The 23,714-nt window shown below is 68.4% G+C and carries 23 protein-coding genes; 15 read left to right on the top strand and 8 right to left on the bottom strand.

Annotated features, from left to right (window positions below; genetic code table 11):
- Nucleotides 1–166: 166 nt before the first annotated feature.
- Genes AC3A6Y_RS12115 through AC3A6Y_RS12045 form a run of 15 tightly spaced genes read left to right on the top strand, consistent with a single transcriptional unit; the run spans nt 167 to nt 14,592 of the window.
- On the top strand, nt 167–1,144 hold the full coding sequence (locus AC3A6Y_RS12115) for a Bug family tripartite tricarboxylate transporter substrate binding protein (protein ID WP_487868471.1): 978 nt from the start codon (nt 167–169) through the stop codon (nt 1,142–1,144).
- A 7-nt stretch (nt 1,145–1,151) separates the two neighbouring features.
- Nucleotides 1,152–1,967 carry an SDR family oxidoreductase gene (locus AC3A6Y_RS12110; protein ID WP_487868470.1) on the top strand — a complete coding sequence of 272 codons (816 nt, stop codon included), beginning with the start codon at nt 1,152–1,154 and terminating at the stop codon, nt 1,965–1,967.
- Nucleotides 1,968–1,987: 20 nt separating this feature from the next.
- Nucleotides 1,988–2,542, top strand: coding sequence for a cupin domain-containing protein (locus AC3A6Y_RS12105; RefSeq protein WP_487868469.1), 555 nt, complete (start codon nt 1,988–1,990; stop codon nt 2,540–2,542).
- Nucleotides 2,543–2,558: 16 nt separating this feature from the next.
- Nucleotides 2,559–3,431, top strand: a complete 873-nt coding sequence (locus AC3A6Y_RS12100) for an alpha/beta fold hydrolase (RefSeq protein WP_487868468.1) — start codon at nt 2,559–2,561, stop codon at nt 3,429–3,431.
- A 26-nt stretch (nt 3,432–3,457) separates the two neighbouring features.
- Entirely contained in the window at nt 3,458–4,285 is an 828-nt protein-coding gene (locus AC3A6Y_RS12095) for an IclR family transcriptional regulator (RefSeq protein ID WP_487868467.1), read from the top strand.
- Between the two features lie 10 nt (nt 4,286–4,295).
- A complete protein-coding gene (locus AC3A6Y_RS12090; protein WP_487868466.1) occupies nt 4,296–5,132 on the top strand; it encodes an SDR family oxidoreductase in 837 nt (278 codons plus the stop codon).
- Nucleotides 5,125–6,822: a thiamine pyrophosphate-binding protein gene (locus AC3A6Y_RS12085; RefSeq protein ID WP_487868465.1), complete on the top strand. Its 1,698-nt coding sequence runs from the start codon at nt 5,125–5,127 to the stop codon at nt 6,820–6,822. The genes AC3A6Y_RS12090 and AC3A6Y_RS12085 overlap by 8 nt, the downstream gene beginning before the upstream one ends.
- A 9-nt stretch (nt 6,823–6,831) precedes the next feature.
- Complete coding sequence (locus AC3A6Y_RS12080; protein ID WP_487868464.1) at nt 6,832–7,632, top strand: aspartate dehydrogenase; 801 nt, start codon at nt 6,832–6,834, stop codon at nt 7,630–7,632.
- 6 nt (nt 7,633–7,638) lie between these two features.
- Entirely contained in the window at nt 7,639–9,114 is a 1,476-nt protein-coding gene (locus AC3A6Y_RS12075) for an aldehyde dehydrogenase (RefSeq protein WP_487868463.1), read from the top strand.
- A 13-nt stretch (nt 9,115–9,127) separates the two neighbouring features.
- Nucleotides 9,128–10,099: a VOC family protein gene (locus AC3A6Y_RS12070; protein ID WP_487868462.1), complete on the top strand. Its 972-nt coding sequence runs from the start codon at nt 9,128–9,130 to the stop codon at nt 10,097–10,099.
- Between the two features lie 11 nt (nt 10,100–10,110).
- The gene (locus AC3A6Y_RS12065; protein ID WP_487868461.1) at nt 10,111–11,106 is read left to right on the top strand and encodes a Bug family tripartite tricarboxylate transporter substrate binding protein; all 996 of its coding nucleotides are present in this window, start codon (nt 10,111–10,113) and stop codon (nt 11,104–11,106) included.
- A 44-nt stretch (nt 11,107–11,150) separates the two neighbouring features.
- Nucleotides 11,151–11,372, top strand: coding sequence for a recombinase-like helix-turn-helix domain-containing protein (locus AC3A6Y_RS12060; protein WP_487868460.1), 222 nt, complete (start codon nt 11,151–11,153; stop codon nt 11,370–11,372).
- Nucleotides 11,373–11,384: 12 nt separating this feature from the next.
- Nucleotides 11,385–12,422: a Rieske 2Fe-2S domain-containing protein gene (locus tag AC3A6Y_RS12055; protein WP_487868459.1), complete on the top strand. Its 1,038-nt coding sequence runs from the start codon at nt 11,385–11,387 to the stop codon at nt 12,420–12,422.
- Nucleotides 12,423–12,455: 33 nt separating this feature from the next.
- Nucleotides 12,456–13,427, top strand: coding sequence for a PDR/VanB family oxidoreductase (locus tag AC3A6Y_RS12050; protein WP_487868458.1), 972 nt, complete (start codon nt 12,456–12,458; stop codon nt 13,425–13,427).
- A gap of 58 nt (nt 13,428–13,485) precedes the next feature.
- Nucleotides 13,486–14,592 carry a porin gene (locus tag AC3A6Y_RS12045; protein ID WP_487868457.1) on the top strand — a complete coding sequence of 369 codons (1,107 nt, stop codon included), beginning with the start codon at nt 13,486–13,488 and terminating at the stop codon, nt 14,590–14,592.
- A 16-nt stretch (nt 14,593–14,608) separates the two neighbouring features.
- On the opposite strand, the gene AC3A6Y_RS12040 is transcribed toward AC3A6Y_RS12045, so the two are convergent.
- The 8 genes from AC3A6Y_RS12040 to AC3A6Y_RS12005 form a co-directional block, all read right to left on the bottom strand.
- Nucleotides 14,609–15,064 (bottom strand): hypothetical protein, encoded by a 456-nt coding sequence (locus AC3A6Y_RS12040; protein ID WP_487868456.1) that lies wholly within the window; start codon nt 15,062–15,064, stop codon nt 14,609–14,611.
- A 221-nt stretch (nt 15,065–15,285) separates the two neighbouring features.
- Nucleotides 15,286–16,083, bottom strand: a complete 798-nt coding sequence (locus AC3A6Y_RS12035; protein WP_487868455.1) for a Mut7-C RNAse domain-containing protein — start codon at nt 16,081–16,083, stop codon at nt 15,286–15,288.
- Nucleotides 16,084–16,109: 26 nt separating this feature from the next.
- Entirely contained in the window at nt 16,110–16,589 is a 480-nt protein-coding gene (locus AC3A6Y_RS12030; RefSeq protein WP_487868454.1) for an aminoacyl-tRNA deacylase, read from the bottom strand.
- A gap of 118 nt (nt 16,590–16,707) precedes the next feature.
- The gene (locus AC3A6Y_RS12025) at nt 16,708–17,091 is read right to left on the bottom strand and encodes an FHA domain-containing protein (RefSeq protein WP_487868453.1); all 384 of its coding nucleotides are present in this window, start codon (nt 17,089–17,091) and stop codon (nt 16,708–16,710) included.
- A 65-nt stretch (nt 17,092–17,156) separates the two neighbouring features.
- Complete coding sequence (gene tcuC, locus AC3A6Y_RS12020; RefSeq protein ID WP_487868452.1) at nt 17,157–18,461, bottom strand: tricarballylate/proton symporter TcuC; 1,305 nt, start codon at nt 18,459–18,461, stop codon at nt 17,157–17,159.
- Nucleotides 18,462–18,576: 115 nt separating this feature from the next.
- On the bottom strand, nt 18,577–21,300 hold the full coding sequence (locus AC3A6Y_RS12015) for a CoA-binding protein (RefSeq protein ID WP_487868451.1): 2,724 nt from the start codon (nt 21,298–21,300) through the stop codon (nt 18,577–18,579).
- A 16-nt stretch (nt 21,301–21,316) separates the two neighbouring features.
- Nucleotides 21,317–22,603, bottom strand: a complete 1,287-nt coding sequence (locus AC3A6Y_RS12010; protein ID WP_487868450.1) for an ATP citrate lyase citrate-binding domain-containing protein — start codon at nt 22,601–22,603, stop codon at nt 21,317–21,319.
- Nucleotides 22,604–22,792: 189 nt separating this feature from the next.
- Nucleotides 22,793–23,560, bottom strand: a complete 768-nt coding sequence (locus AC3A6Y_RS12005; RefSeq protein WP_487868449.1) for a class II aldolase/adducin family protein — start codon at nt 23,558–23,560, stop codon at nt 22,793–22,795.
- Nucleotides 23,561–23,714 lie beyond the last annotated feature (154 nt).

Here is a 23,714-nt window from a genome sequence, read left to right as displayed (position 1 = left end):
GGACGAGCGCACCAGGTCGTCACCGCGCTCGAACCAAGGGTTTATGCCTAGACAACCTGAGCACTTCGGGATTATTCTTCGTCTGTCCGTTCCATTAATAAATCAATGTTTTATTAGTGGAACAAAATGAAGTCTACCACCAAGATCACGGATCGAAACCACGATGATGAAGCCCACCCGTCGCCAGGCGCTCGCGCTGGCCGTTTCCATTGCCGCCGCCGCCACTGCCGCTCCGATCTGGGCGCAAGGCTATCCGGCCAAGCCGATCACGCTCGTGGTCGCCTACCCGGCCGGCGGCGACACCGACGCGCTCGCGCGCCTGTTCGCCGAGAAGCTGTCCACGCGAATCGGCCAGCCGGTGGTGGTCGACAACCGCCCCGGCGCCAGCGGCGTGATCGGCAGCAGCTTCGTGGCCAAGGCGCCGGCCGACGGCTACACGCTGCTGCTGGCGCCCAGCACCTTCTCGATCGCGCAACTGGTGCTGAAGACCGGCGGCGGCGCGAGCTACGACGTCCTGGGCGGCTTCACGCCCGTCGTCCAGCTCGGCACGCTGCCGCTGTTCCTGGTGGCGGGCGCGGGCACCGGTTTCAAGACCTTCAAGGACGTGCACGCCGTCAAGGGCCAGGCGCTCTCGTACGCCAGTCCCGGCAGCGGCTCGCCGATGCACATCCTGGGCGAGATGGTCAACAAGGCGGCCGGCATGAACCTCGGCCACGTGCCGTACAAGGGCGTGGCCCCGGCGGTCAACGACGTGCTGGGCGGCCATGTGCCCCTGACCTACATCACCTACGGCCCCATCGCGCCGCACCTGGCAGGCGGCAAGATGCTGCCCCTCGCGGTCGCGGACCGCACCCGCTCCCCACTGGCGCCCAACGTGCCCACCTTCGCCGAGCTGGGCTACAAGAATGTCGAAGTGACGGCCTGGCACGGCCTCTTCGGGCCCAAGGGCCTGCCGCCCGAGATCGTGAAGACGCTCAACGGCCACTTCAACGAGATCCTCAAGATGCCCGACGTGGTGTCGAAGATGGCGGTGCTCGGCGCCTTGCCGCTGGGCGGCGCGCCGGAGGTGCTGGCCAAGACCAATGCGGCCGACTTCGAGCGCTTCGGCAAGGTCATCAAAGAACTCGGCATTCAGGCGGACTGAGGCAAGCATGACCGACATCAAGGCGATCCCCGATCCCGACAGCCTGCAGGCCCTGCTGGCCGAGCTGCCGGCCAACCTGCTCGCCGGCCGGCGCGTGCTGGTGACCGGCGCCGCGCGCGGCCTCGGGCTGGCGTTCGCCCGTTGCATCGCCGCCGCGGGCGCGGCCGTGGTGCTGGCCGACATTCTTTCGGACCTGGCCGAGACCGAGGCGCAGGCCTTGCGCAAGGCCGGCTTCAAGGCCCACGCGCTGGCACTGGACCTGTGCGATCCGGCCTCGATCGAGGCCTGTGCCGCGGCTGCGGTGAAAGCGCTCGGCGGCCTCGACGGCCTGGTCAACAACGCGGCCATCACGAACTCCGGCGGCCGCGATGCCCATGCGCTGGACATCGAAACGTGGGACCGCGTGATGGACGTCAACGTGCGCGGCACCTGGCTCATGAGCCGCGCCTGCCAGCCGGCGCTTGCGCAGGGCGGCCGCGGCGCCGTCGTCAACCTCGCGTCCGACACCGCGCTGTGGGGCGCACCCAAGCTGCTGGCCTATGCCTCGAGCAAGGGCGCGGTGATCTCGATGACCCGTTCCCTGGCGCGCGAGTGGGGCGAGTCCGGCATCACCGTCAACGCGGTCGCGCCCGGGCTCACGCTGGTGGAGGCCACCGAGTACGTGCCGTTGGCGCGCCATCAGAAATACCTCGAGGGCCGCGCCCTCCCGCGCGAGCAGCAGGCGGTGGACGTCTGCGGCGCGGTGCTGTTTTCCCTGTCGGGCCTGTCGCGCTTCGTGACGGGCCAGTTGCTCGCCGTCAACGGCGGCTTCGTGATGCATTGATTTCCTCCAAGGAGTTTGAGATGAGCGATTTGTCCGAGCAAAAGAAATTCGATGACAGCAAGGTCGGCGAGACCCTGCGCCGTCCCGAGGGCGCGAGCCTGGAGGCGTGGATGAACAGCCGCATCGCGCGCTATTCGACGCGCAAGTACGACTGGGACGCGCTGAAGTTCCAGGCCGACCTGGACCCCAAGTTCCGCCGCGCGCAGATGCGCTACGTGGGCACCGGCGGCACCGGCGTGGCGAGCGACGTCAACACCGTTCCGGCCGAGAGCTTCACCTTCTCGACCATGGTGATCCCGGCCGGCCACGAAGGCCCGCCGCACCTGCATACCGACGTGGAAGAAGTGTTCTTCCTGCTGCGCGGCAAGCTCAAGGTGGTGCTGACCACGGCCGAGGGCGAGCGCTACGAGACGGTGCTGACCGACCGCGACCTCATCTCGGTGCCCCCGGGCGTGTACCGCGAAGAGATCAACATCGGCGACGAGGATGCGGTGATGTGCGTGATGCTGGGCGCGAAGAAGCCGGTCACGCCGACATACCCGGCCGACCATCCGCTCGCCAAGATCAAGCGCTGATCGGGACGCAGAAGTCATGAGCGAGACCCCCGTGATCGATGCACCGAACCTGCCGGCCGCCGAGCTGGCGCGTCTCGATGCGCGCTTCCCGGCGCGCAGCGTGCCGGTGCAGGGCGGCGCCGTGGTCTCGGTGCGCGAATGCGGCACGGGCCCGGCGATCGTGTGCCTGCACGGCATCGGCTCGGGTTCGGCCTCATGGCTGGACACGGCGCTGCTGCTCGAAGGCGAGGCGCGGGTGATCGCGTGGGATGCGCCCGGCTATGGCGCATCGACGGCGCTGGCCGCAGCGGCACCCACCGCACGCGACTACGCGCAGCGACTGCATGCCTTGCTCGATGCCCTGGACATCCGGTCCTGCGTGCTGGTCGGCCATTCGCTCGGCGCGCTGATGGCTGCGTCCGCCGCGCGTCCCGGCTCGCCGGCGGCCTCGCGCATCTCGAAGCTGCTGCTGATCAGCCCGGCCGCCGGCTACGGCGCCGCGGGCCGTTCAGAGGCACAGGCCCGCGTGCGCGCCGAGCGCCTGGGCACGCTGGGGGAACTGGGCGTCGCCGGCATGGCCGCGAAGCGCTCGGGCCGGCTGCTGTCGGACCACGCGAGCGAGACCGCGCGCCAATGGGTGCGCTGGAACATGGCGCGCCTGCATGAGGCGGGGTACCGCCAGGCCGTGGAGCTGCTGTGCGGCGCCGACCTGCTGGCCGACCTGCCGCCCGCCATGCCGGTGCGCGTGGCCTGCGGTGCGCTGGATGTCGTCACCACGCCCGAAGCCTGCGCCGAGGTGGCGAAGCAATGCGGCGTGCCGCTCGAGCTGCTGCCCGATGCCGGCCACGCGAGCTACGTGGAGCAGCCCGCCGCAGCCGCCGCGCTGCTGCGCGAAACCCTTGCAGACTGATCGATCACAACGACGACGAGAGAACCATGAGCAACGAATTGACGGAAGAGGGCGGCGATCGCTACAACGTGCCGGCCCTGGAACGCGGCCTGCGCATGCTGTGCGAGTTCAGCCGCGAGAGCCGCACCTTGTCCGCGCCCGAGCTGGCGCGCCGCTTCGACCTGCCGCGCTCGACCGTGTTCCGCCTGCTCAGCACGCTGGAGAACATGGGCTTCCTGGAGCGCGCCGAGGGCGGCCGCGACTACCGCCTCGGGCTGGCCGTGCTGCGCCTGGGCTTCGAGTACCTGGCCTCGCTGGAGCTCACGCAGCTGGGCACGCCGCTGCTCAACCGCCTGTGCGAGGAGCTGCGCACACCCTGCAACCTGGTGGTGCGCGACGGCCGCTCCATCGTCTACGTCGCCAAGGTCGCGCCGCCTTCGCCCTTTGCCAGCTCGGTCACGGTGGGCACGCGCCTGCCGGCCCATGCCACGGTGCTCGGCCGCATCCTGCTCGAAGACCTGACGCTGCCGCAGCTGCGCGCGCTCTACCCGGAGGACAAGCTCGAGACCTTCTCGCCGAGCACGCCCAAGACGGTCAACGAGCTCTTCGACATGGTCCAGGCCGACCGCGAGCGCGGCTACGTGTTGGGCGAGGGCTTCTTCGAGTCGAACATCTCCACCATCGCCGCGCCGGTGCGCGACCACGGCGGCCACATCGTGGCGGCGCTGGGCGCGACCATCACCTCCGGCCACATCGACGAGGCCCGCATGGACGAAATGGTGCAGCGCGTGCGCGGCACGGCCGACGAGATCTCGGGCCTCCTGAACTACGCGCCCGCCGGCAAGGCCAAAGTGGTCCCGCTGCGCAGCGCCTGAGGCGAACGACATGGCAACATCGACTTCCCCTTCCTTCTTCGCCCCCGATGCGCTGGCCGGCCGCGTGGCCGTGGTGACCGGCGGTTCGTCGGGCATCGGCCTCGCGACGGTCGAAGCCCTGCTCGACTGCGGCGCCGCCGTCGCGCTGTGCGGACGCAATGCCGAGCGGCTGGACCGCGCCGTGGCCGCCCTGCGCGAGAGCCGGCCGCAAGCCAGGCTCTTCGCCCAGACCTGCGACGTGCTCGATCCCGCCTCGGTGAAAGCCTTCGCCGCGGCCAGCGAGGCCGCGCTCGGCCCGGCTTCCATGCTGATCAACAACGCAGGGCAGGGCCGCGTCTCCACCTTCGCCGACACCGACGACGCCGCCTGGACCGAGGAGCTGAACCTCAAGTTCTTCTCCGTCATCCATCCGACGCGCGCCTTCCTGCCGCAGCTCGCGGCGCAGCGTGCGGTGGTGGGCGATGCCTCCATCGTCTGCGCCAACTCGCTGCTGGCGCGCCAGCCCGAGCCGCACATGGTCGCGACTTCGGCCGCGCGCGCGGGCCTCTTGAACCTGGTGCGCTCCATGGCCACCGAGTTCGCGCCGAAGGGCGTGCGCGTCAACGGCATCCTGATCGGCCTGGTCGAGTCGGGCCAGTGGCGCCGCCGCTTCGAGGCGCGCGAAGACAAGTCGCTGGACTGGTCCGCCTGGAGCGGGCAGCTCGCCGGCAACAAACACATCCCGCTGGGTCGCCTGGGGCTTCCGATCGAAGCCGCACGCGCGATTCTTTTCCTGGCCTCGCCCTTGGCGTCGTACACGACGGGCAGCCATATCGATATCTCTGGAGGCTTGTCCCGTCATGCATAACTCATCCAACCCCGCGCAGGTCACGGTCGGCGCGGTCGTCGCCGCCTTCCTCGAACAGTGCGGGGTCAAGGCCGCCTTCGGCGTGATCTCGATCCACAACATGCCGATCCTCGACGCCTTCGCGCAGCGCGGGGCGGTCCGCTTCGTCTCCGCGCGCGGCGAAGCCGGCGCGGGCAACATGGCCGACGCCTACGCCCGCTCCACCGCCAGCCTGGGCGTGTGCGTGACCAGCACCGGCCCGGCGGCGGGCAACATCGCCGGAAGCATGGTGGAGGCGCTCACCGCCGGCGCGCCCGTGCTGCACATCACCGGCCAGATCGAGACACCCTACCTGGACAAGGGCATGTCGTACATCCACGAGGCGCCGGACCAGTTGACCATGCTCAAGGCCGTCTCCAAGGCCGCCTTCCGCGTGCGCAGCGTCGAGAACGTGCTCGGCACGCTCAAGCGCGCGGTGCAGGTCGCACTCACCGCGCCCACCGGCCCGGTCAGCGTGGAGATCCCGATCGACATCCAGTCGGCACTGACCACGATGCCGGCGGATCTTTCGCCGCTGCCCATCGAGGCCGCCGTGCCCTCGACAGCCGGGCTCGATGCCCTGGCAGCGAAGCTCGCATCCGCCAAGCGCCCGATGCTGTGGATCGGCGGCGGCGCGCGCCGTGCCGGCGCGGCGATCAGGCGGCTGCAGAAGCTGGGCTTCGGCGTCGTGACGACCACGCAGGGGCGCGGCACGGTGCCCGAGGACGATCCGGGTTCGCTCGGCGCCTACAACATCCAGAAGCCGGTCGAGGCCTTCTACCAGAGCTGCGACGCGATGCTGGTGGTCGGCTCGCGCCTGCGCGGCAACGAAACGCTCAAGTACGAGCTGAAGCTGCCGCGCCCGCTGTACCGCATCGATGCCGATGCCGCAGCAGAAGGCCGCTGCTACGAGACCGACGCCTTCGTCTGCGGCGATGCCGCGCTCGCGCTCGAAGGGCTGGCCGACCGGCTGGAAGCCCGGCACTACCAGGCCGATCCGGCGCTGCTCGACGACCTGCGCGCCGCGCACGACCAGGCGGTCGCCACGCTGCGCGATGGCCTCGGCCCCTACGCGGAGCTCGTGCGCCGGATCCAGTCCGTGGCCGGACGCAGCTTCAACTGGGTGCGCGACGTCACCGTTTCCAACAGCACCTGGGGCAACCGCGAACTGCGCGTGTTCGAACCGAGCGCAGGCGTGCATGCCACCGGCGGGGGCATCGGCCAGGGCATGCCCATGGCCATCGGCGCGGCCATCGGCGCGGCGGTCACCGGCTCGGGCCGCAAGACCTTCTGCCTGGCCGGCGACGGCGGCTTCATCCTCAACCTGGGCGAGCTGGCCTGCATGGTGCAGGAAGAGGCCCCGATGGTGATCGTGCTCATGAACGACAAGAGCTACGGCGTGATCAAGAACATCCAGGACGCGCAGTACGGCGGCCGCCGCTGCTACGCCGACCTGCACACGCCCGACTACGCGCTGCTGTGCAAGTCGATCGCGCTGCCGCATGCGCGGGTCTCGCGCCTGGACGAGCTGCAAGGCCGGCTGGACGAGGCGCTGGCGGCACGCGGCCCCTTCCTGCTGGAGATCGACATGCTGTCCATCGGCGGCTTCAAGAGCACCTTCGCCGGCCCGCCGACCAATACCGTGACGCAGATCCCTGCGCTCGCGAAGTGAGGCACTGAGATGCTGCGCGTGGCACTCATCGGTTGCGGCGCCATCGGCAGCTCGGTCATCGAGCTGCTGAAGGGCGATGCGGGGCTCGCGGTGGTGGCCGTGGTCACCACCGCCGAAGGCGTGGCCGCCACGCAGGCGGCCCTGCACAAGCTGGCGCCCGGCGTGCAGGTCTGCACCGGCGTGCCCGCCTCGGGCGTCGATCTGGTGGTCGAGACCGCCGGCCATGCTGCGATCGAGGAGCACGTGCTGCCGGCGCTGCGGCGCGGCACGCCCTGCGTCGTGGCCTCGGTGGGCGCTCTTTCTGCACCCGGCCTGGCGGAGAAGCTCGAGATCGCGGCCATCACCGGCGGCACCCAGGTGCAATTGATCGCCGGGGCCATCGGCGCCATCGATGCGCTGGCCGCGGCCCGCATCGGCGGGCTCGACAGCGTGCGCTACACCGGCCGAAAGCCGCCGCGCGCGTGGAAGGGCACGCCGGCGGAGCAGGGCCGCGACCTCGATGCGCTCACGGCCGAATGCGTGATCTTCGAAGGCAGCGCGCGCGAGGCCGCCGCGCTGTACCCGAAAAACGCCAACGTGGCGGCCACCGTGTCGCTCGCGGGCCTCGGGCTGGACCGCACGCTGGTGCGGCTGGTCGCCGACCCGGCGGTGGACGAGAACGTGCACACGGTCGAGGCCGAGGGCGCTTTCGGCAGCTTCGCGCTGAGCATGCGCAACAAGCCGCTGGCGGCCAATCCCAAGACTTCCGCGCTGACGGTCTACAGCGCCGTTCGCGCCTTGCGCAACCGGGCCGCGGCCCTTGCCATCTGATTCACCATGATCTCCTCCGAACTCCTCCCAATCAACGTGGCCGGCGAATGGCGCCTGGGCGGCGGCGACGCCTACGAGAGCCTCTATCCCGCGAACGGCGAACCCATCGCACGCCTCAAGGCTGCCAGCGTGGCAGACGTCGACGAAGCCATCGCGCGCGCCGACCTGGCCTTCCGCACCAGCGGCTGGGCGCAGAAGCTGCCGCACGAGCGCGCCGCGGTGCTGCACCGGGTGGCGCAGCTGATCCGCGAGGAGGCCGAGCCGCTCGCGCAGAAGCAGCGCCTGGACAACGGCAAGCCGATCAACGAGACGCGCGCGCTGGTGGCGAGCGCGGCCGCCACCTTCCAGTTCTTCGCGGCGGCGCTGGAGACGCTGGAAGAAGCGATCACGCCTTCGCGCGGCCCCTTCGTCACGATGAGCGTGCACGAGCCGATGGGCGTGGTGGCCGCCATCACGCCTTGGAATTCGCCGATCGCGAGCGAGGCGCAGAAGCTGGCGCCGGCGCTGGCGGCCGGCAATGCGGTGATCGTCAAGCCGGCCGAGGTCACGCCGCTGATGGCGCTGGAACTGGCCCGTCTCTGCGAGGCCGCCGGCGTGCCCAAGGGCCTGGTGAGCGTGCTGCCGGGCAAGGGCTCGGTCATCGGCGATGCGATCACCAAGCATCCGCTGGTCAAGCGCGTGTCCTTCACCGGCGGCACGACCACGGGCAAGCACATCGCCCACATCGCCGCCGACAAGATGATGCCGGTCTCGCTGGAGCTGGGCGGCAAGTCGCCCACCATGGTGCTGGAGGATGCGGACCTGGACCACGCGGTCAACGGCGTGCTCTACGGCATCTTCAGCTCCTCGGGCGAGTCCTGCATCGCGGGCTCGCGCCTCTTCGTGGCGCGGCGCATCTACGACGAGTTCGTCACGCGCGTGGCCGAGGCGGCCGCGATGCTGCGGGTCGGCGATCCGGCCTCGGAGCGGACCCAGATGGGCCCGCTGATCACCGCGAAGCATCGCGAGAGCATCGAGCGCTATGTGGAGCTGGGCGTCTCCGAGGGCGGCCACATCCGCACCGGCGGCGTGCGCCCGCACGGCGCGGCATTCGACAGTGGCTACTTCTACACCCCCACCATTCTCGAAGGCCTCACGAACAGCGCACGGATCAGCCAGGAAGAAGTGTTCGGCCCGGTGCTGGTCGCGATGCCCTTCGACGACGAGGAGGAACTGATCGCCCAGGCCAACGACAGCGTCTACGCGCTGGCCGCGGGCGTGTGGAGCCGCGACTTCAAGCGCGCCTGGCGCCTCGGGCGCGCAGTGCAGGCCGGCACGGTCTGGGTCAACACCTACAAGCAGTTCTCGGTCTCCACCCCCTTCGGGGGCTGGCGGGACAGCGGCCTGGGCCGCGAGAAAGGGCGCGAAGGGATCTTCCAGTACATGGAGCAGAAGAGCATGTACTGGGGAACCAACGCGCAGCCGCTGCCGTGGGCCAACTGAAGGGAGCCATGTCATGAGCGTTTTGGGAATCGATCAGATCACTTATGCGGCGGACGACCTGCCGACCTGCCGGCGCTTCTTCTCGGACTGGGGCCTGGCGCTCAAGTCGGAGACCGCGGACCAGCTCGTGTTCGAGTGCCTGAATGGTTGCCGTGTCGTGGTCGCCGCGCTGGGCACGCCCGGCCTGCCGCCCGCGGTGGAGGAGGGGCCGACGCTGCTCGAAGTGGTGTGGGGCGTCGAGAGCGAGGCCGACCTCGCGCGCTACGCCGCCGCCATTGCCGGCGACCCCGGCTTCGTCGATGGCGATGTCGAGGGCGCACGCCGCATCGGCTGCACCGACCCCAACGGCCTCGCCGTCCGCCTGCAGGTCAGCCGCAAGCGCAGCATCGACGTCGAGTGCGGCGCGATGAACACCTGGAACGCCAAGCCCCGCATCAACCAGGCCGCGCCGGTCTACGAGCGCGCGACGCCGATCGAGGTGGGCCACGTGGTCTTCTTCGTCGCCGACGTGAAGGCCACCGCCGACTTCTATGCGCAGCGCTTCGGCTTCGTGGGCTCCGACAGCTACCCGAACCGCGGCGCGTTCATGCGCTGCGCACCCGATGGCGGCCACCACGACCTGTTCCTGCTGCAGCTGCCCTCGGGCAAGCGCGGGCTCAACCATGTGGCCTTCACCGTGCGCGACATCCACGAGGTGTTCGGCGGCGGGCTGCACTTCTCGCGCTGCGGCTGGGAAACCCAGTTGGGCCCGGGACGGCATCCGGTGTCTTCCGCCTATTTCTGGTACTTCAAGAACCCGGCCGGCGGCCTGATCGAGTACTACGCCGACGAGGACCAGCTCACGGCCGACTGGCAGCCCCGCGAGTTCGAGCCGGGTCCCACCGTGTTTGCGGAATGGGCCGTCGATGGCGGGCTGGACGGCGACACGCGCCGGCAGAAGAACGCCGACGGCCCGCAAGGCAAGTTCCTGACCGAAAAGAAATGAAGCACACGACCATGCAACGACGCAGCTCCCTGTTGTCCCTTGCCGGCGCCGCCTTGATGGCGCTGGCCGCCATCGCGCCGGCGAATGCGCAGAACGCCGTGGAAAAGCAGCTCTCGAGCGACCGCTTCACCATCGTCTCGCCGTTCCCGCCCGGCGGCCCCGTCGACACCCTGGCACGCGTGCTCTCCGAAGGCCTGTCCAAGCGCTACGGCCAGGCGGCAGTGGTCGAGAACATGCCGGGCGCGGCCGGCAACATCGGCATCGACAAGGTCAAGCGCGCGAAGAGCGACGGCCACACGCTGCTGGTGGTGCCCGCCGGCAACCTGACGATCAATCCGACGCTGATGCCGAACTTCCCCTTCGACATCGAGAAGGACTTCGTGCCCGTCACCATGCTGGCCAAGGCGCCCAACGTGCTGGTGGCCTCGCCCTCGACCGGCATCAAGACGGCCAAGGACCTGGTGGCCCAGGCCAAGGCCAAGCCGGGCACGCTGTCCTATGCGTCGCCGGGCGTGGGCAGCGGCCTGCATCTGGCCGGCGAGCTCTTCAAGCAGCAGGCCGGCGTCGATCTGCTGCACGTGCCCTACAAGGGCACGGCGCCCGCGCTCAACGACGTGCTGGGCGGCGTGGTGCCGCTGATGTTCAGCAACCTGCCCGCCACGCTGCCCTTCATCAAGAACGGCAAGCTGGTCGCGCTGGCCGTGACCGAGGCCAGGCGCAGCCCGGCCGCGCCGGAGATCCCGACGCTGGCGGAGCAGGGCATCCAGGGCGTGGCCGTCACTTCCTGGTACGGCCTGCTCGCACCCGCCGGCACGCCGCCGGCCGTGGCCGAGCAACTGGCCAAGGATGCGGCGGATTTCCTCGCCCAGCCCGAGGTGCGCGAGCGCCTGAAGGCGCAAGGCATGACCGAAGCCACCATGAAGCCCGGCGAGTTCGCCGGCTACATGCGCGACGAGACCGCCATGTGGGCCCGGATCATCAAGGCCCGCAACATCGTGGCCGAGTAGGCCACGCCGCACTGAATCCCATCTCTTCCCCACGGAGGCCCACGATGCAACCAGACCGCTACCTGCAACCCCACCAGGCGCGCCAGCGCCCCGCCACCACCTACGAAGACCTGCTCGGCGACGCGATCGAGCGCGCCTTCGGCGATGGCGTCCACGACCTCGCCGGCCTGGTCGAACGGCTCAACGACAGCGGCCTGGCCACGCCCGGCGGCCAGCGCTGGACCGAGGACCTGTACCGCCGGGAAATGGCCAAGCTCGGCGCCTGAGGAGAACACACCATGAACACCATCGCCATCCAACCCGTCGCCCAGGACCCGGTGGACCAGCTGCTCGAGATCGGGCTGAAGGACCTCTGGTATCCGATCTGCCCCTCGCATTTCATCGGCGAGAACCCCATTTCGCTGCGCCGCCTGGGCCGCAAGCTCGCGCTGTGGCGCGACGGCGAAGGCAAGCTGCATGCCCTGGAGGACCGCTGCCCGCACCGCGGCGCGCCGCTGTCGCAGGGCGTGATCCTGGGCGACCGCCTGTCCTGCCCTTACCACGGCGTGGAGGTGCGCCATGACGGGGTGGTGACGCGCGTGCCCGGCAGCCCGGGATGCAAGCTCGAGGGCTCGCAGGCCACGCGTCACTTCCACGTCGAAGAGCGCGCCGGCGCGGTGTTCCTCTACAACTCGAAGGAATCGGTCGACGTGCCGCCGCCGCTGGTGCTGCCGGAGCAGCTCACGGACGACGCGCAGTACGCGTCCTTCCTCTGCTACACCGAATGGAAGGGCGATTACCGCTACGTGCTGGACAACGTGATGGACCCGATGCACGGGACCTTCCTGCACAAGCAGTCGCACTCGATGGCCGAAGGCGAATCGCAGGCGAAGTTCGGCATCCGTGCGACCGACCACGGCTTCGTGTTCGAGAAGGAAGGCCAGCGCAACGTCAACTTCGACTGGACCGAATGGGCCGACACGGGCATGCACTGGATGCGGCTGGAGATCCCGTACCCGCGCACCGGAGGCCCCGGCGGCAACTTCATCATCGTCGGCGCCTTCGCGCCCATGTCGAAAGGCATGACCGCGACCTTCTTCTGGCGCGTGCGCAAGCTGGCGCCGGGCTGGGAGCGCGACACCTGGCGCTTCCTCTACAAGAACCGGCTGGAAGCGCGCCACTGGCACGTGCTGGAGCAGGACCGCGTGATGCTGGAGGACATGGAGCCCGATGCCAACCAGCACGAGAACCTGTACCAGCACGACCTGGGCATCGTGCGCCTGCGCCGCCACATGCGCAACCTGGCACAGGCGCAGCTGGAGCAGGCCGCGGCCTGACGTCTCTCACGGTTTTTTTCGAGGTCCACGCCCATGTCTTCCCCCACGCTCAACGCGCTCGTGCACACCATGCGCTACGAGGCCGAGGGCATCGTCAGCGTCGAATTCCGCCCGGCTTCGCCCGACGTGGACTTCCCCGCCTTCGAGGCCGGCTCGCACATCGACCTGCATCTGCCCAACGGGCTGGTGCGCAGCTATTCGCTGTGCAATCCGGCCAGCGACCGCCAGCGCTACGTGGTCGGCGTGGCGAACGACCGCAAGAGCCGCGGCGGCTCGCGCTACGTGCACCAGCAGTTGCGCGTGGGCATGACGCTGCCGATCTCGGCGCCGCGCAACAACTTCCACCTGGAGGAGGGCGCCGAGCGCTCGGTGCTGGTGGCCGGCGGCATCGGCGTGACGCCCATCTGGTGCATGCTGCAGCGGCTGGTCGCCATCGGCAAGCCGGTGGAGATGATCTACTGCGCGCGCACCCGCAAGGAGGCCGCCTTCTGCGACGCGATCGAAGCGCTGGCGCGCGAGAACCAGGTCGCGCTGACCTGGCATTTCGATGCCGACAAGGGCGCGCCGCCCGATCTCGCGGCGATGCTGGCCGGCAAGAGCGCGGGCAGCCATTTCTATTGCTGCGGTCCGGCGCCCATGCTCGATGCCTTCGAGAAGACCTGCGAGCAGCTGGGCTACGCGAATGCGCACGTCGAGCGCTTCGCTGCCGCCCACGTGGAGGTGCCCACGGCGACCGAGGCCTACGTGGTCGAGTGCGCGAAGAGCGGCAAGAGCGTGGAAGTGCCGCCGGGCAAGTCCATCCTCGACAGCCTGATCGACGCCGGCCTCAACCCCGACCACAGCTGCAAGGAAGGCGTGTGCGGCGCCTGCGAGACGAAGATCGTCTCGGCCGGCGAAATCGAGCACCGCGACGGCATCCTCACCAAGGCCGAACGTGCCGCCAACAAGACCATGATGATCTGCGTCTCGCAGTGCAGGCGTGGGCCGCTGGTGCTGGACATCTAGTGGACCGCAACAGCCCACGGGTCATCTGCTTTCCCAACTCCCTCTCTCGAAAAATTCAATGAAAAAGTCTCTTGTGGCCGCGGCCGCATGCGCGGCTGCGGCCGGCGCCTGCGCGCAATCGTCTTCCGTGCAGGTTTTCGGCGTCGTCGATGCCGCCGTCACCTACACCACCGGGTCGGGCTTCGGCTCTTCCAGCAAGTGGCAGCTGACCAACAGCGGCAACACCTTCAGCCGCCTGGGCTTTCGCGGCACCGAAGACCTCGGTGGCGGCCTGGCCGCGGGCTTCTGGCTCGAGGCCGGGCTGCAGAACGACAACGGCACCGGCTTCAGCACGAACAGCAACAACCAGGCCAGCGGCGCGACCGCTCCCGGCCTGCTGACCTTCAACCGGCGCTCCACGGTGAGCTTCTCCGGCGGTTTCGGCGAGCTGCGGCTGGGGCGCGACTACACGCCGACCTTCTGGAACACGGCGCTCTACGACCCCTTCGGCACCGGGGGCGGCATCGGCGCGAACCAGCTGTATTTCTCGGGCCTGGGCGGCCTCACGGCGCCGACGGGTACGCGCGCGTCGAACAGCATCGGCTACTTCCTGCCGCCGAACCTGGGCGGCTTCTACGGGCAGGTGATGTATGCGATGGGCGAGAACGACAACCGCTCCCTGCTGCCGGGCACGCTGCGCTCGAACAGGGACGACGGCGACTACGCGGGGATTCGCGTGGGCTATCTCAGCGGGCCCTTCAACGTGACGCTCGCCACCGGCAAGACCCGCTACGCGACGGGCGACCTGCGGGTGTCGAACATTGGCGCTTCCTATACCTTCGAGCAGTGGATGGGGCTCAAGCTGATGGGGGAGGTCTACAGCGAATCGTTGGGCGCGGTCGATGGCAAGGGCGCTCTGCTGGGCTTCATCCTCCCGGTCGGCGTGGGCGAGATCAAGGCCTCGTATGCGCGCTACAAGCGCGAGCCCGTGGGCAACGTGCCGGAGCCGACGACGTCCAAGCTGGCGCTGGGCTATGTCTACAACCTCTCGAAGCGCACGGCGCTCTACGGCACCGTCGCCTACCTGCGCAACCGCAATGGCGCCACGCAGTCGCTCGCCGGTTCGATCACGACGCCGAACGGGTCCTCGAAGGGCACCGAGTTCGGCATGCGGCACACCTTCTAGGCGCGACCCCGCGCGTTCAGTCGAGGTAGTCGAGGAAAAGGGGAATCACGTCCTGCAGGAAGGCGGCTTCCTCTTCGGCGATGCTGCGCGGCTCCACGTCGAAGTGGATGAAGCTGCCGTAGAGCGTCCCGTCCCCGCGCCTCAGCATGCGGCCGTAGTAGGACTCGACGAGGCCGGCGTAAGGGCTCAACTGACCCAGGTCCCCGGAGGCATGGCGGGACGCGAACTCGCCCTCGCGAATGGCGAACTCGCAAAAGCCCTTGTCCATCGGCACGGCCTTGAGCCAGCTGCGGTATTCGGAGCCGCGATCGAAGACATGCACGGCTTCCATGGTCTCGCCGCTCAGCTTGAAGATGGCCGTGTACCGGTACGGTGTACGGTCGTTGAGCAGGGCCAGCGCAGGACGGATCCCGTGCTTGGCAAGAACACTGCGAACTGCCGCCGTCTGGGCGGGCAAGTCGATCTCGTGCATGAGGATCCGAGGGGTGGACGAGGGCAGATGGACGCGGAGGGTTGACGGGAATTCTAGGAAGGCTCGCCACCTGCAACTGACGTCGACGGCAATCTCCGCGAGCGAGTGGGGCGATTGGGCGTTGCCATCTTCAGGTCACAACATGCGCCGATGATTTGCAGCGCTCGTGAACGACGCGAGCATGAGGTCCAAATGCCTACACGCGCGCGGACCGACGTTGTTCACCGCGATTCGACGGGAATCGGACCTTGCGGTGAAAGCTTTGTGACCAAGGCTTGCGGCGATTCGCACAGTCCATCCACCAGGGCCCGCATGCGCTCCCAGTGCGAGCCTTCCCAGAACACGCCCCGGCACACATCGCAGGTGCTGAAGCGCTGGTAGCGCTCGCGCACCGACGGCGGCAACGCAGCGGCGACCTGTGCCTTGTCGATCCCGCGCAAGGGTGCGTTGCAGTTCAGGCAGAGCGTGAAGGGCCGAGCGCTGCGCGCCAGGTCGAGCCGGTCGAAGATCTCGCGCAACTGCTGCGCCGAATGCAGGGCGTGCACGTAGCAGCCGTGGGTGATTCCACGGCGCTTGAGCAGCTCGCGGTCCCGCGTGAGCACGATGCGTTCCTGCGCGCCGGCGATGCGCTCGATCTCGTCGTCCTGGAAATGGTTGTCGTACAGGGTGTCGAAGCCGGTCATGCGCAGCAGCCGGGCGAGGCCGCCGAGGTGGGCATCGGCGACGAAGCGCGTGCGGCGCAAGGCCTGGACGCGAACGCGCAGCAGCGGCGTGATGTCGAGCGCTTCGAATTTCGGGTAGACGGCCACGCGGTCGCCTTCCCGCAGCACGGCGCCGAAGTCGACCGATTCGCCGTTGAGCAGGACCAGCTCGACCTCGGTATGGGGCACGCCGAGCGCCTCGATCATGTGCTTGGTGGTGGCCCGGCGCGCGCAGGGGCAGGTGAACGCGCGCCTGCGCCGCTCTGGCGCCAGGAAGTCGTTCAGCTCCTCGTAGAAGCGGAAGGTCGCCGTGACCATGACCGCGCGGCCGGCCGCGGCAGTCCTCAATGCATCGGCGACTTGCTGAAGCTCCCGTGCGGCTGGGCGCGCATCAGCTCGTGGAACTGATCGTGCGTCATCCGCAGCAGCTGCGCGTGGTCGCCGACCTCCATGTAGACCACTTCGTTGCTTTCGAGCTCGTCGTCGACGAGGGTCGGGATGCCCCAGGCCATGCCGACCGGTGGCACCGCGCCGCGTTCGCAGTCCTCGAACAGTGCGGCAATGCGATCCTCGTCGGCCAGGCGCAGCCGGTAGCGGCCGGCGAGGCGGGAGAACTCGCCCACCATGAGGACCCGGTCGGCGGGCAGGACGGCCATCACGCAGCCGTCGTCGTCCTGGAGGATGACCGATTTGGCCAGCTGGCTTGCGGGAACATGGGCGCTGCGCGCCGTCTCCGCGCTGCTGCGGCTGTGCTCATGCGTGCAGATCTCGTACCGGGCGCCGCGCTGGTCGAGATAGCTGGTCAGATGCGAGGGGAGGGACATGGCATCTCCTTGTGCGAAGTTGCCGGCCCGGTCCGACGGGCCCAGGCCGAGCAGGCAGTTTGCGCCGGAGGGCGGCCGATCGCAAGGGTCGCCATGCCGGATCGAGAGCCGCGCCGGATCAAGGCGTCAGCAGGCCTCGGCCGGTCGTTGCGATCAGGTCTGCCCGAAGGTCTGCAGGAGCGGGCAGCGACTCGACCACCACTTCGACGTAGTCCTCCTCGGCAATGAGACGGATGTGGCACTCGCCGATGGTGAAGGCGTCCCCGCTGGCCAGTGCCCTGGCATGCACCTTCTTGCCGTTGTGGTACAGCCCGTTCTTGCTCCAGAGGTCCTTGATGATGAAGAAGGGGCCCTCTGCATCGATCACCGCGTGGAAACGGCTGGCACGCGCATCGTCGAGGACCAGGTCATTGGACGGCGCACGTCCTACGGTCGTTCGCGGCAGCTTCAGCGCCACGAGGTCGGCGCGTCCGTTGGGTCCTTCGATCAACAGTCTGGGCATGACACATTTTTTAACCCGCCCGCAAGACGTTGCGCGTAAGAAAAAAGCTCTACAAGCTGCCGAATTCAGGAGATCTGCGCCACCGTCCTCCGCCGGTACAGCGCTAGCGTCGCCACCAGCCCGCACAGCGCCGCGATGCTGATCCAGTACGCCGGCGCCGCCTTGTCCGCCGTGGCCTCGATCAGCCAGGTCGACACCGCCGGCGTGAAGCCGCCGAAGAGCGCCGTGGCCAAGCTGTAGGCCAGCGAGAAGCCCACCACGCGCACCTGCACCGGCATCACCTCGGTGAGTGCGACCACCATCGCGCCGTTGTACATGCCGAAGAGGAAGGAGAACCAGAGCAGCACGTCCAGCATGCGGCCGAAGCTGGGCGCCGCGGCCAGCCACGACATCGCGGGGTAGGCCGTGAGGATGGCCAGCACGGTCATGGCGATCAGCAGGGGCTTGCGGCCGATGCGGTCGGAGAGCGCGCCGCCCACCGGCAGCCAGATGAAGTTGGAGACGGCGACCAGCAGCGTGACGACCAGGCTGTCCTTCGCGCTCAGGTGCAGCACGGTGCGGCCGAAAGTGGGCGTGTAGACGGTGATCAGGTAGAAGGTGGCGGTGGTCATCGCCACCAGGAGCATGCCGGCCAGCACGATGCGCCAGTTCTGCCGCATCGACGCGGCCACCTCGCGCGTGGTCGGATGGTGCGCCCGGGCGCGGAAGGCCTCGGTCTCCTGCAGGGAGCGGCGCAGCAGGAAGATGCAGGGAATGATCATGCAGCCGACGAAGAAGGGGATGCGCCAGCCCCAGGCGCCCAGGGCCTCGGGCGTCAACAGCTCGTTGAGCGCGAAGCCCAGCGCCGCGGCCAGCACGATCGCCACTTGCTGGCTGGCCGACTGCCAGGCCGTGTAGAAGCCCTTGTGGCCGGGCGTGGCCATCTCCGACAGGTAGACCGAGACGCCGCCCAGCTCGGCGCCGGCAGAGAAGCCCTGCAGCAACCGCCCGAGCAGCACCAGCGCGGGCGCGAGCAGGCCGATCGCGGCGTAGCCAGGCACGAAGGCGATCAGCACCGTCCCGCTGGCCATGATCGAGAGCGTGACGATCAGGCCCTTGCGGCGGCCGACCTCGTCGATGTAGGCGCCGAGCACGACGGCGCCCAGCGGCCGCATCAGGAAGCCGGCGCCGAAGACGGCAAAGGTCAGCATCAGCGAGGCGAAGTCGCTGCTCGTGGGAAAGAAGGCGTGGGCGATCGAGGTCGCGTAGAAGCCGAAGAGGAAGAAGTCGAACTGCTCGAGGAAGTTGCCGCTCGTGACGCGCAAGACGGCGCCGAGCTTGGAGCTTGGCGCAGACGCGGGTGCGCCGTCGGCCAGGATGGCTGAACTCATGGGGGATCTCCAGTGGTGTATGAGGTTTTGGCGGAGAAAGGAAAGGGCCAGGGTCCGCAGACCCTATCTCAGGCGTGCTTGCGGCACCCTGACCAGCAGCTGAATTCGTGGCAAGTCAGGCGACGAACTTGCAGAGCGATGCGACCGTGCGCGTGTCCATGTTGCGGCCGCGGTTGAGGTGGTCGTCGATCTCGGCGGCGCAGCCCAGCATGCGCGGGTAGAGGAAGATCGTGAACGCCGCGGTCTCGAGATCGCGCTCGCCGATCTCGCCGGACTGCAGCGGCTTCCACAGCATCTTGAGCAGCAGGGCGGCGATCACCGCATCCACGTTCACGCAGTAGACGTTGCGCGAGACGCCGGCATCGAAGAGCTGCTGCACCAGCGCACGGTAGAAGTCGTGAAACACGTTGTGGTCGCCGCGCGATTCGCGCAGCTTCGCGATGAAGACCTCCCGCGGGTCGAGGTTGACCGGCTTGTCCTTGAAGACCGGGTGGTTCACGCCCGGCAGCTTGGCGATGTCCAGGCTGCCTGCGCTCTTCTTGCGGGTCTTGTACTGCGCGTACTGGTCGACCGCCTTCGCGGCGAGCGCCTTGAGATCCACGCCGTGGTCCGGGGCACCCGGATCGTCGAGCCCGCTGCCCTTGAACTGCTCGATCAGGTAGGCGATGCCCTCGTAGCCGTTGCCGCCGTGCGCATAGCCGGTGTGGGTGAGGAAGCCGACCAGCGCCTTGTTGAGCTGCACCCGCTCGGGCTGCTCGGGGCCGTCCGCCGAGACCGCGCCCTTGGCGCCCTGGGCCGAGATGGCGCCGGGCCCGTTGGTCAGCAGCAGCCCGACCAGGGTCTGGAAGGCGAAGAGGTCGTTCTCGCCCGGCGCACGGCCGAGGAGGGCGGCGAAGGCGATCTCGCCCAGGCTTGCGCTCTCGATCATCTGCTGCTGCGCGATGCCGCAAAAGCCCTCGGGCGAGTGCCGCGCGGCATCGGCCGAGGCACCGATCAGCGTGCCGAAGAGCTGCAGCCACCACGGGAAGTTCTGTGCCGTGAGCAGCGAGATGCGCTTGCGCGACAGCGGCCCCCAGGCCAGGGTGGCCGAGACCGCGGCGAGCACGGCCGCCTCGGTCGGATGACCGGGGAGACTCTGAAGCCAGCGCAGGAACACGGAGCGGCCGCCGCGGGCCTGCACGCCGGCCAGCAGCGCCTGGGCACGGGCGTCGGGCGTGTCGGTCGTGAGCGCGGGCGCGCCCTTGGCGTCGATTTGCGCGATGTCGAAGCTGTCGCTGAGCGAGGCTCCGAACTCGTTGCCCAGGCCCGCCGCATGGAAGCGCTCGAGCATGAAGCCCAGGGCCTCGCGCGCCGCTTGCTGGCGCTTGGGTCCGACGATGGCGGCTGCCGCGGCGAGCACCGAATTGGGCGCGTTGCCGGCTTCGCGGCTGGCCTGCGCCGCCGCCAGCTCGGGGCGGCCGTGCAGGTTGACGTGGGCCGCGACCGCAGGCGCGATCAGCTTGCGATCGTTGTCGCCGCCGGCATCGTGCAGCAGCGCCAATGCGACGTTCGATTCCAGAGAGAGCGTGGCCGCGTCCAGCATGCTGGTGCCGTGCAGGCTGCTGACCTGCGTTTTCGCGTCCATCTGCGAGGCGCCGGAGGCGTCCTTCATCGTCTGGCGCGGCACCACGCCGCCGATCTGGGTGTTGAGCAGCGCCACCTGCTCGCCGTAGGGGGCCAGCGCCTGCACCACGGGTGGCCGCAAGGCTTCCGGCAAGTCCAGGCCCTCGTCGGAACCGAACCAGGGCTTGAGCGCCAGCGTGCCCTCGGGCGCGAAGTCGGGGAGGGTGGCGTTGGCACGCATCACCGCCGTCAGCGCGGCCGGGATATGAGCGATGTTGGTGACCAGCGCGCCCTTGGCCGAGAACACCGGGCTGTCGGGCGTGAAGATGCCGTCGACGCCGAACTTCTCCATGAACCAGCGTTCCTTGGCCAGTGCGTCATCAGAGCCGCCGGCCATCGCGCCGGCATGGCCGACCGCGCGCGTGAGCTTGCTCTTCCAGCGGCCCACCACGCAGGCCACCACCGGCTTGTTGAACTTGGCGTCGAGCTCGTAGTAGCCACCGGGCTCGCAGTACAGCACTGCGGCCTTGCTGCGCGCATCGTTGGCGAGCGCGAAGGCGAATTCGGGCGCGGCATAGTGGATGTAGACGTCCTTGCCCGAGGAGATCACGGTGGTGGTGCCCCAGCCCGCCATGCGCAGGTACTGCGCGATGGTGGTCGAGAAGCCGCCCGAATTGGAGAAGATCGCGATCGAGCCCGGCCGCAGCGAATCGCCTGGCTTGTCGCCGCCCAGGGCGCCGCCGATGCGCACCTGGTTCCACGAGTCGGCCACGCCCAGGCCGTTGGCGCCGAAGATGTCGATGCCGTTCTGCTGGCCCATGGCGCGGATCTCGCGCGCGTCGTGCACGGCGATCTTCTCGGTGATGATGAAGATCTTGCGCAGCTCCGGATTCACGCGGATCAGTTCGGCCACGCCGTCGCGCGCCGCCGACGGCGGCAGGTACACCACGCCGCAGTTGAAGCGGTGGCCCGCGGCCAGTCCGTCGCGCACGTTGTTGAACACCGGGATGTCGCCGATGGGCGTCTCCAGCACCGCGCCGCCCTTGCCGGGCGCAGTGCCGAAGACCACGTTGCCACCCGAGTAGGCGTGGCTCACGGGCGTGACCTCGCTCGATTCGCCGCCCAGGATGTTGAGCACGCAGACGCGGTCCTCGCGCGAGGCGACCTGCGTGAGCGAGCTGATGCCGACGTGGTACTTGAAGTCGCCCACGCCTGTTTTCTGCCAGCTGGATTGCATGATTCTTTGCTCCCTTTCAAGCGGCCGATGGGGCCTGGATGCCGAGGCGCGCGGCGACCTGCTCGCGTCCGCCGTCTTTCATCCACGCGTTGACCTTGCGGGCGAACTGGATCACTTCGCTCATGTCGGAGTCGAAGCCGAAGAGCCGGTAGGGCAGGCCCAGCGCATCGCAGGTGTCGCGCAGGGCGCCCATGCCGCGCACCAGGTTCGGCCCGCCGCGGCCCACCACCACGTAGAGCGGCGTGCGCCCGTGCTGGCTGAAGTGCTCGCGCAGCGCGTCGGCCATTGCGCGCAGGGTCTCGAAAATGTCGGTGTTGTTGCTCTTGCCGCCGATGATGAAGAGCACGTTGGCCTGCTTGAGCCAGTGCTTGAAGCAGATGCGCGCCACCTCCTTCATCTTCTCGTAGGGCGGATTGCCCCCGAAGTCGGAGCTGATGATGGCGTCGTCGCCCAGCATCTCGGTCACCAGCGAGTTGGCACCGCCGCCGAAGGTGGGGGCGAGCACCGTGCCCTTGTCGTTGATCACGTAGACGTCGCTCTGGCCCTGGTGGGTGCGCAGGGTGTTGATCTCCTGCTCGAAGTCGGAGTAGTCGGCCGCGAACAGGTGTGGCGGCAGGCCCAGGCGCAGCCAGCGCGGGTCGTCGCGGTCGAAGCCGCACTTGAAGTCGCAGGCCACCGGCGTGAGCCGGCCCTTCTTGTCCTCGCGCATGCGGATCGGGTTGAGTTCCAGCGTGGTCATGCCGAAGTCGTGGAACAGCTCCCACAGCTTGGGCAACTGCTGCACCAGGGGCGAGATGATTTCCTTGGGCGCGCCGATCTCGGTCAGCGCATTGGCCACCACGAAAGCCTTGAGGCCGGTGAGCGGATCGAAGGGGACCGTGGCGACCTGGGTTTTGTCGAGCTCCTCGATGTCCATGCCACCCATGTGCGTGAGCGTCATGGTCGGCGCGCGGAAGCGCGTGGAGTCGCTGATCGAAAAGTAGACCTCGTGCTTGGCGGGCACGCCGGCTTCGAAGGTTACGCCGTTGGCCTTGGCCTTGACGTGGCCGACCTGGTGTTCGGCGAAGTAGAGGCGCTCTTTTTCGGCCAGCGCGGTCTTCAGGTCGCTGGCACGGCCCAGGAGGCCGGCCTTGCCCTTCTTGCCGATGCCGCCCTTGAAGACCGGCTTGATGAAGACGAGCCCGTATTTGTCGATGAGCGCCTTGATGTCCTCTTCGCTGGCCGCGGGGCCCAGCACCTCGGTGGCGGGAAAGCCCACGAAGTGCAGCAGGCGTGCGCCGTGCAACATGCCCGTGATCTGCATGGTCGATGTCTCCTGGTGGTGCGCGAACTGCGCCGTGGGCCGCCCGCGTTTCGGGTGGCCTCGGAGAAATCGTAAAAATCGAAGCTGTCGATCCGCCGTCAGTGCGGTGAGGGTAAGTACGGGGTGGCGCGAACCCCGGTTTCGTTTTCTCGCGGACCGGCTTTTTCGGGCCGCAGGTGTAGGTGTCGACTAGTTCTTGTAGCTGTCGTCGATGCGATCCAGCTTGCGGATCAGTGCCGGCCACACGAAGGCGCCGCCGAGTCCGCCGGTCTGAACCTTCAGCGCATGGCCCACACCCTCGACGATGCGCGGATCGACATGCGTGAGCTCGCCGCCGCCGGCCTGCGCGGCGATCTGGATCTGGCAGGCGTTCTCGAAGGTGTACATCGAGAGGAAAGCGTCCGCGATGGTCTTGCCGACGGTCAGCAGGCCGTGGTTGCGCAGCATCAGGAAGTTGGCCTCGCCCATGTCGGCCTGCAGGCGCGGCTTCTCCTCGTCGCGGAAAGCTACGCCTTCGTAGTCGTGGTAGGCCAGCGAGGCCAGCACGAAGGTCGACTGCTGGCTGATCGGCAGCACGCCGTTCTTCTGGGCGCTCACGGCAATGCCGGCGCGGGTGTGGGTGTGCAGCACGCACTGGATGTCCGGCCGCGCTGCGTGCACCGCACTGTGGATCACGAAGCCGGCGGGATTGACGGGGTGGGGCGAGGTGATGAGCTTGTTGCAGTCCTGGTCCACCTTGATCAGGCTCGAGGCGGTGATCTCGTCGAACATCAGGCCATAGGGATTGATCAGGAAATGGTGCTCGGGCCCAGGGACCCGCGCACTGATGTGCGTGAAGACCAGGTCGCTCCAGCCATGGAGGGCAACCAAGCGGTAGCAAGCGGCGAGGTCCACGCGCAGCTGCCATTCTTCTGGGGAGACGAGCTTCTGGATCTCGGAGGAGGTGGTTGTGTTCATGGGGTTGTCTCCTTGGCTCCCGTCACTGTAGAGCCGGGCGTGGCACTCGACTGTCAAGAATCGGACAGCTGCGCCGATGACTTAACATAATGCACATTGTTGTTGTCGTGGTGGTGGTGGTGATTCGGGTTCTTGAATCGGCACAGCTCCGGCA

This window comes from Variovorax sp. Soil_C_17 (genome assembly GCF_057657265.1).
Note: the sequence above shows the minus strand (reverse complement) of the source record. Positions and strands in the feature narration are given on the sequence as shown.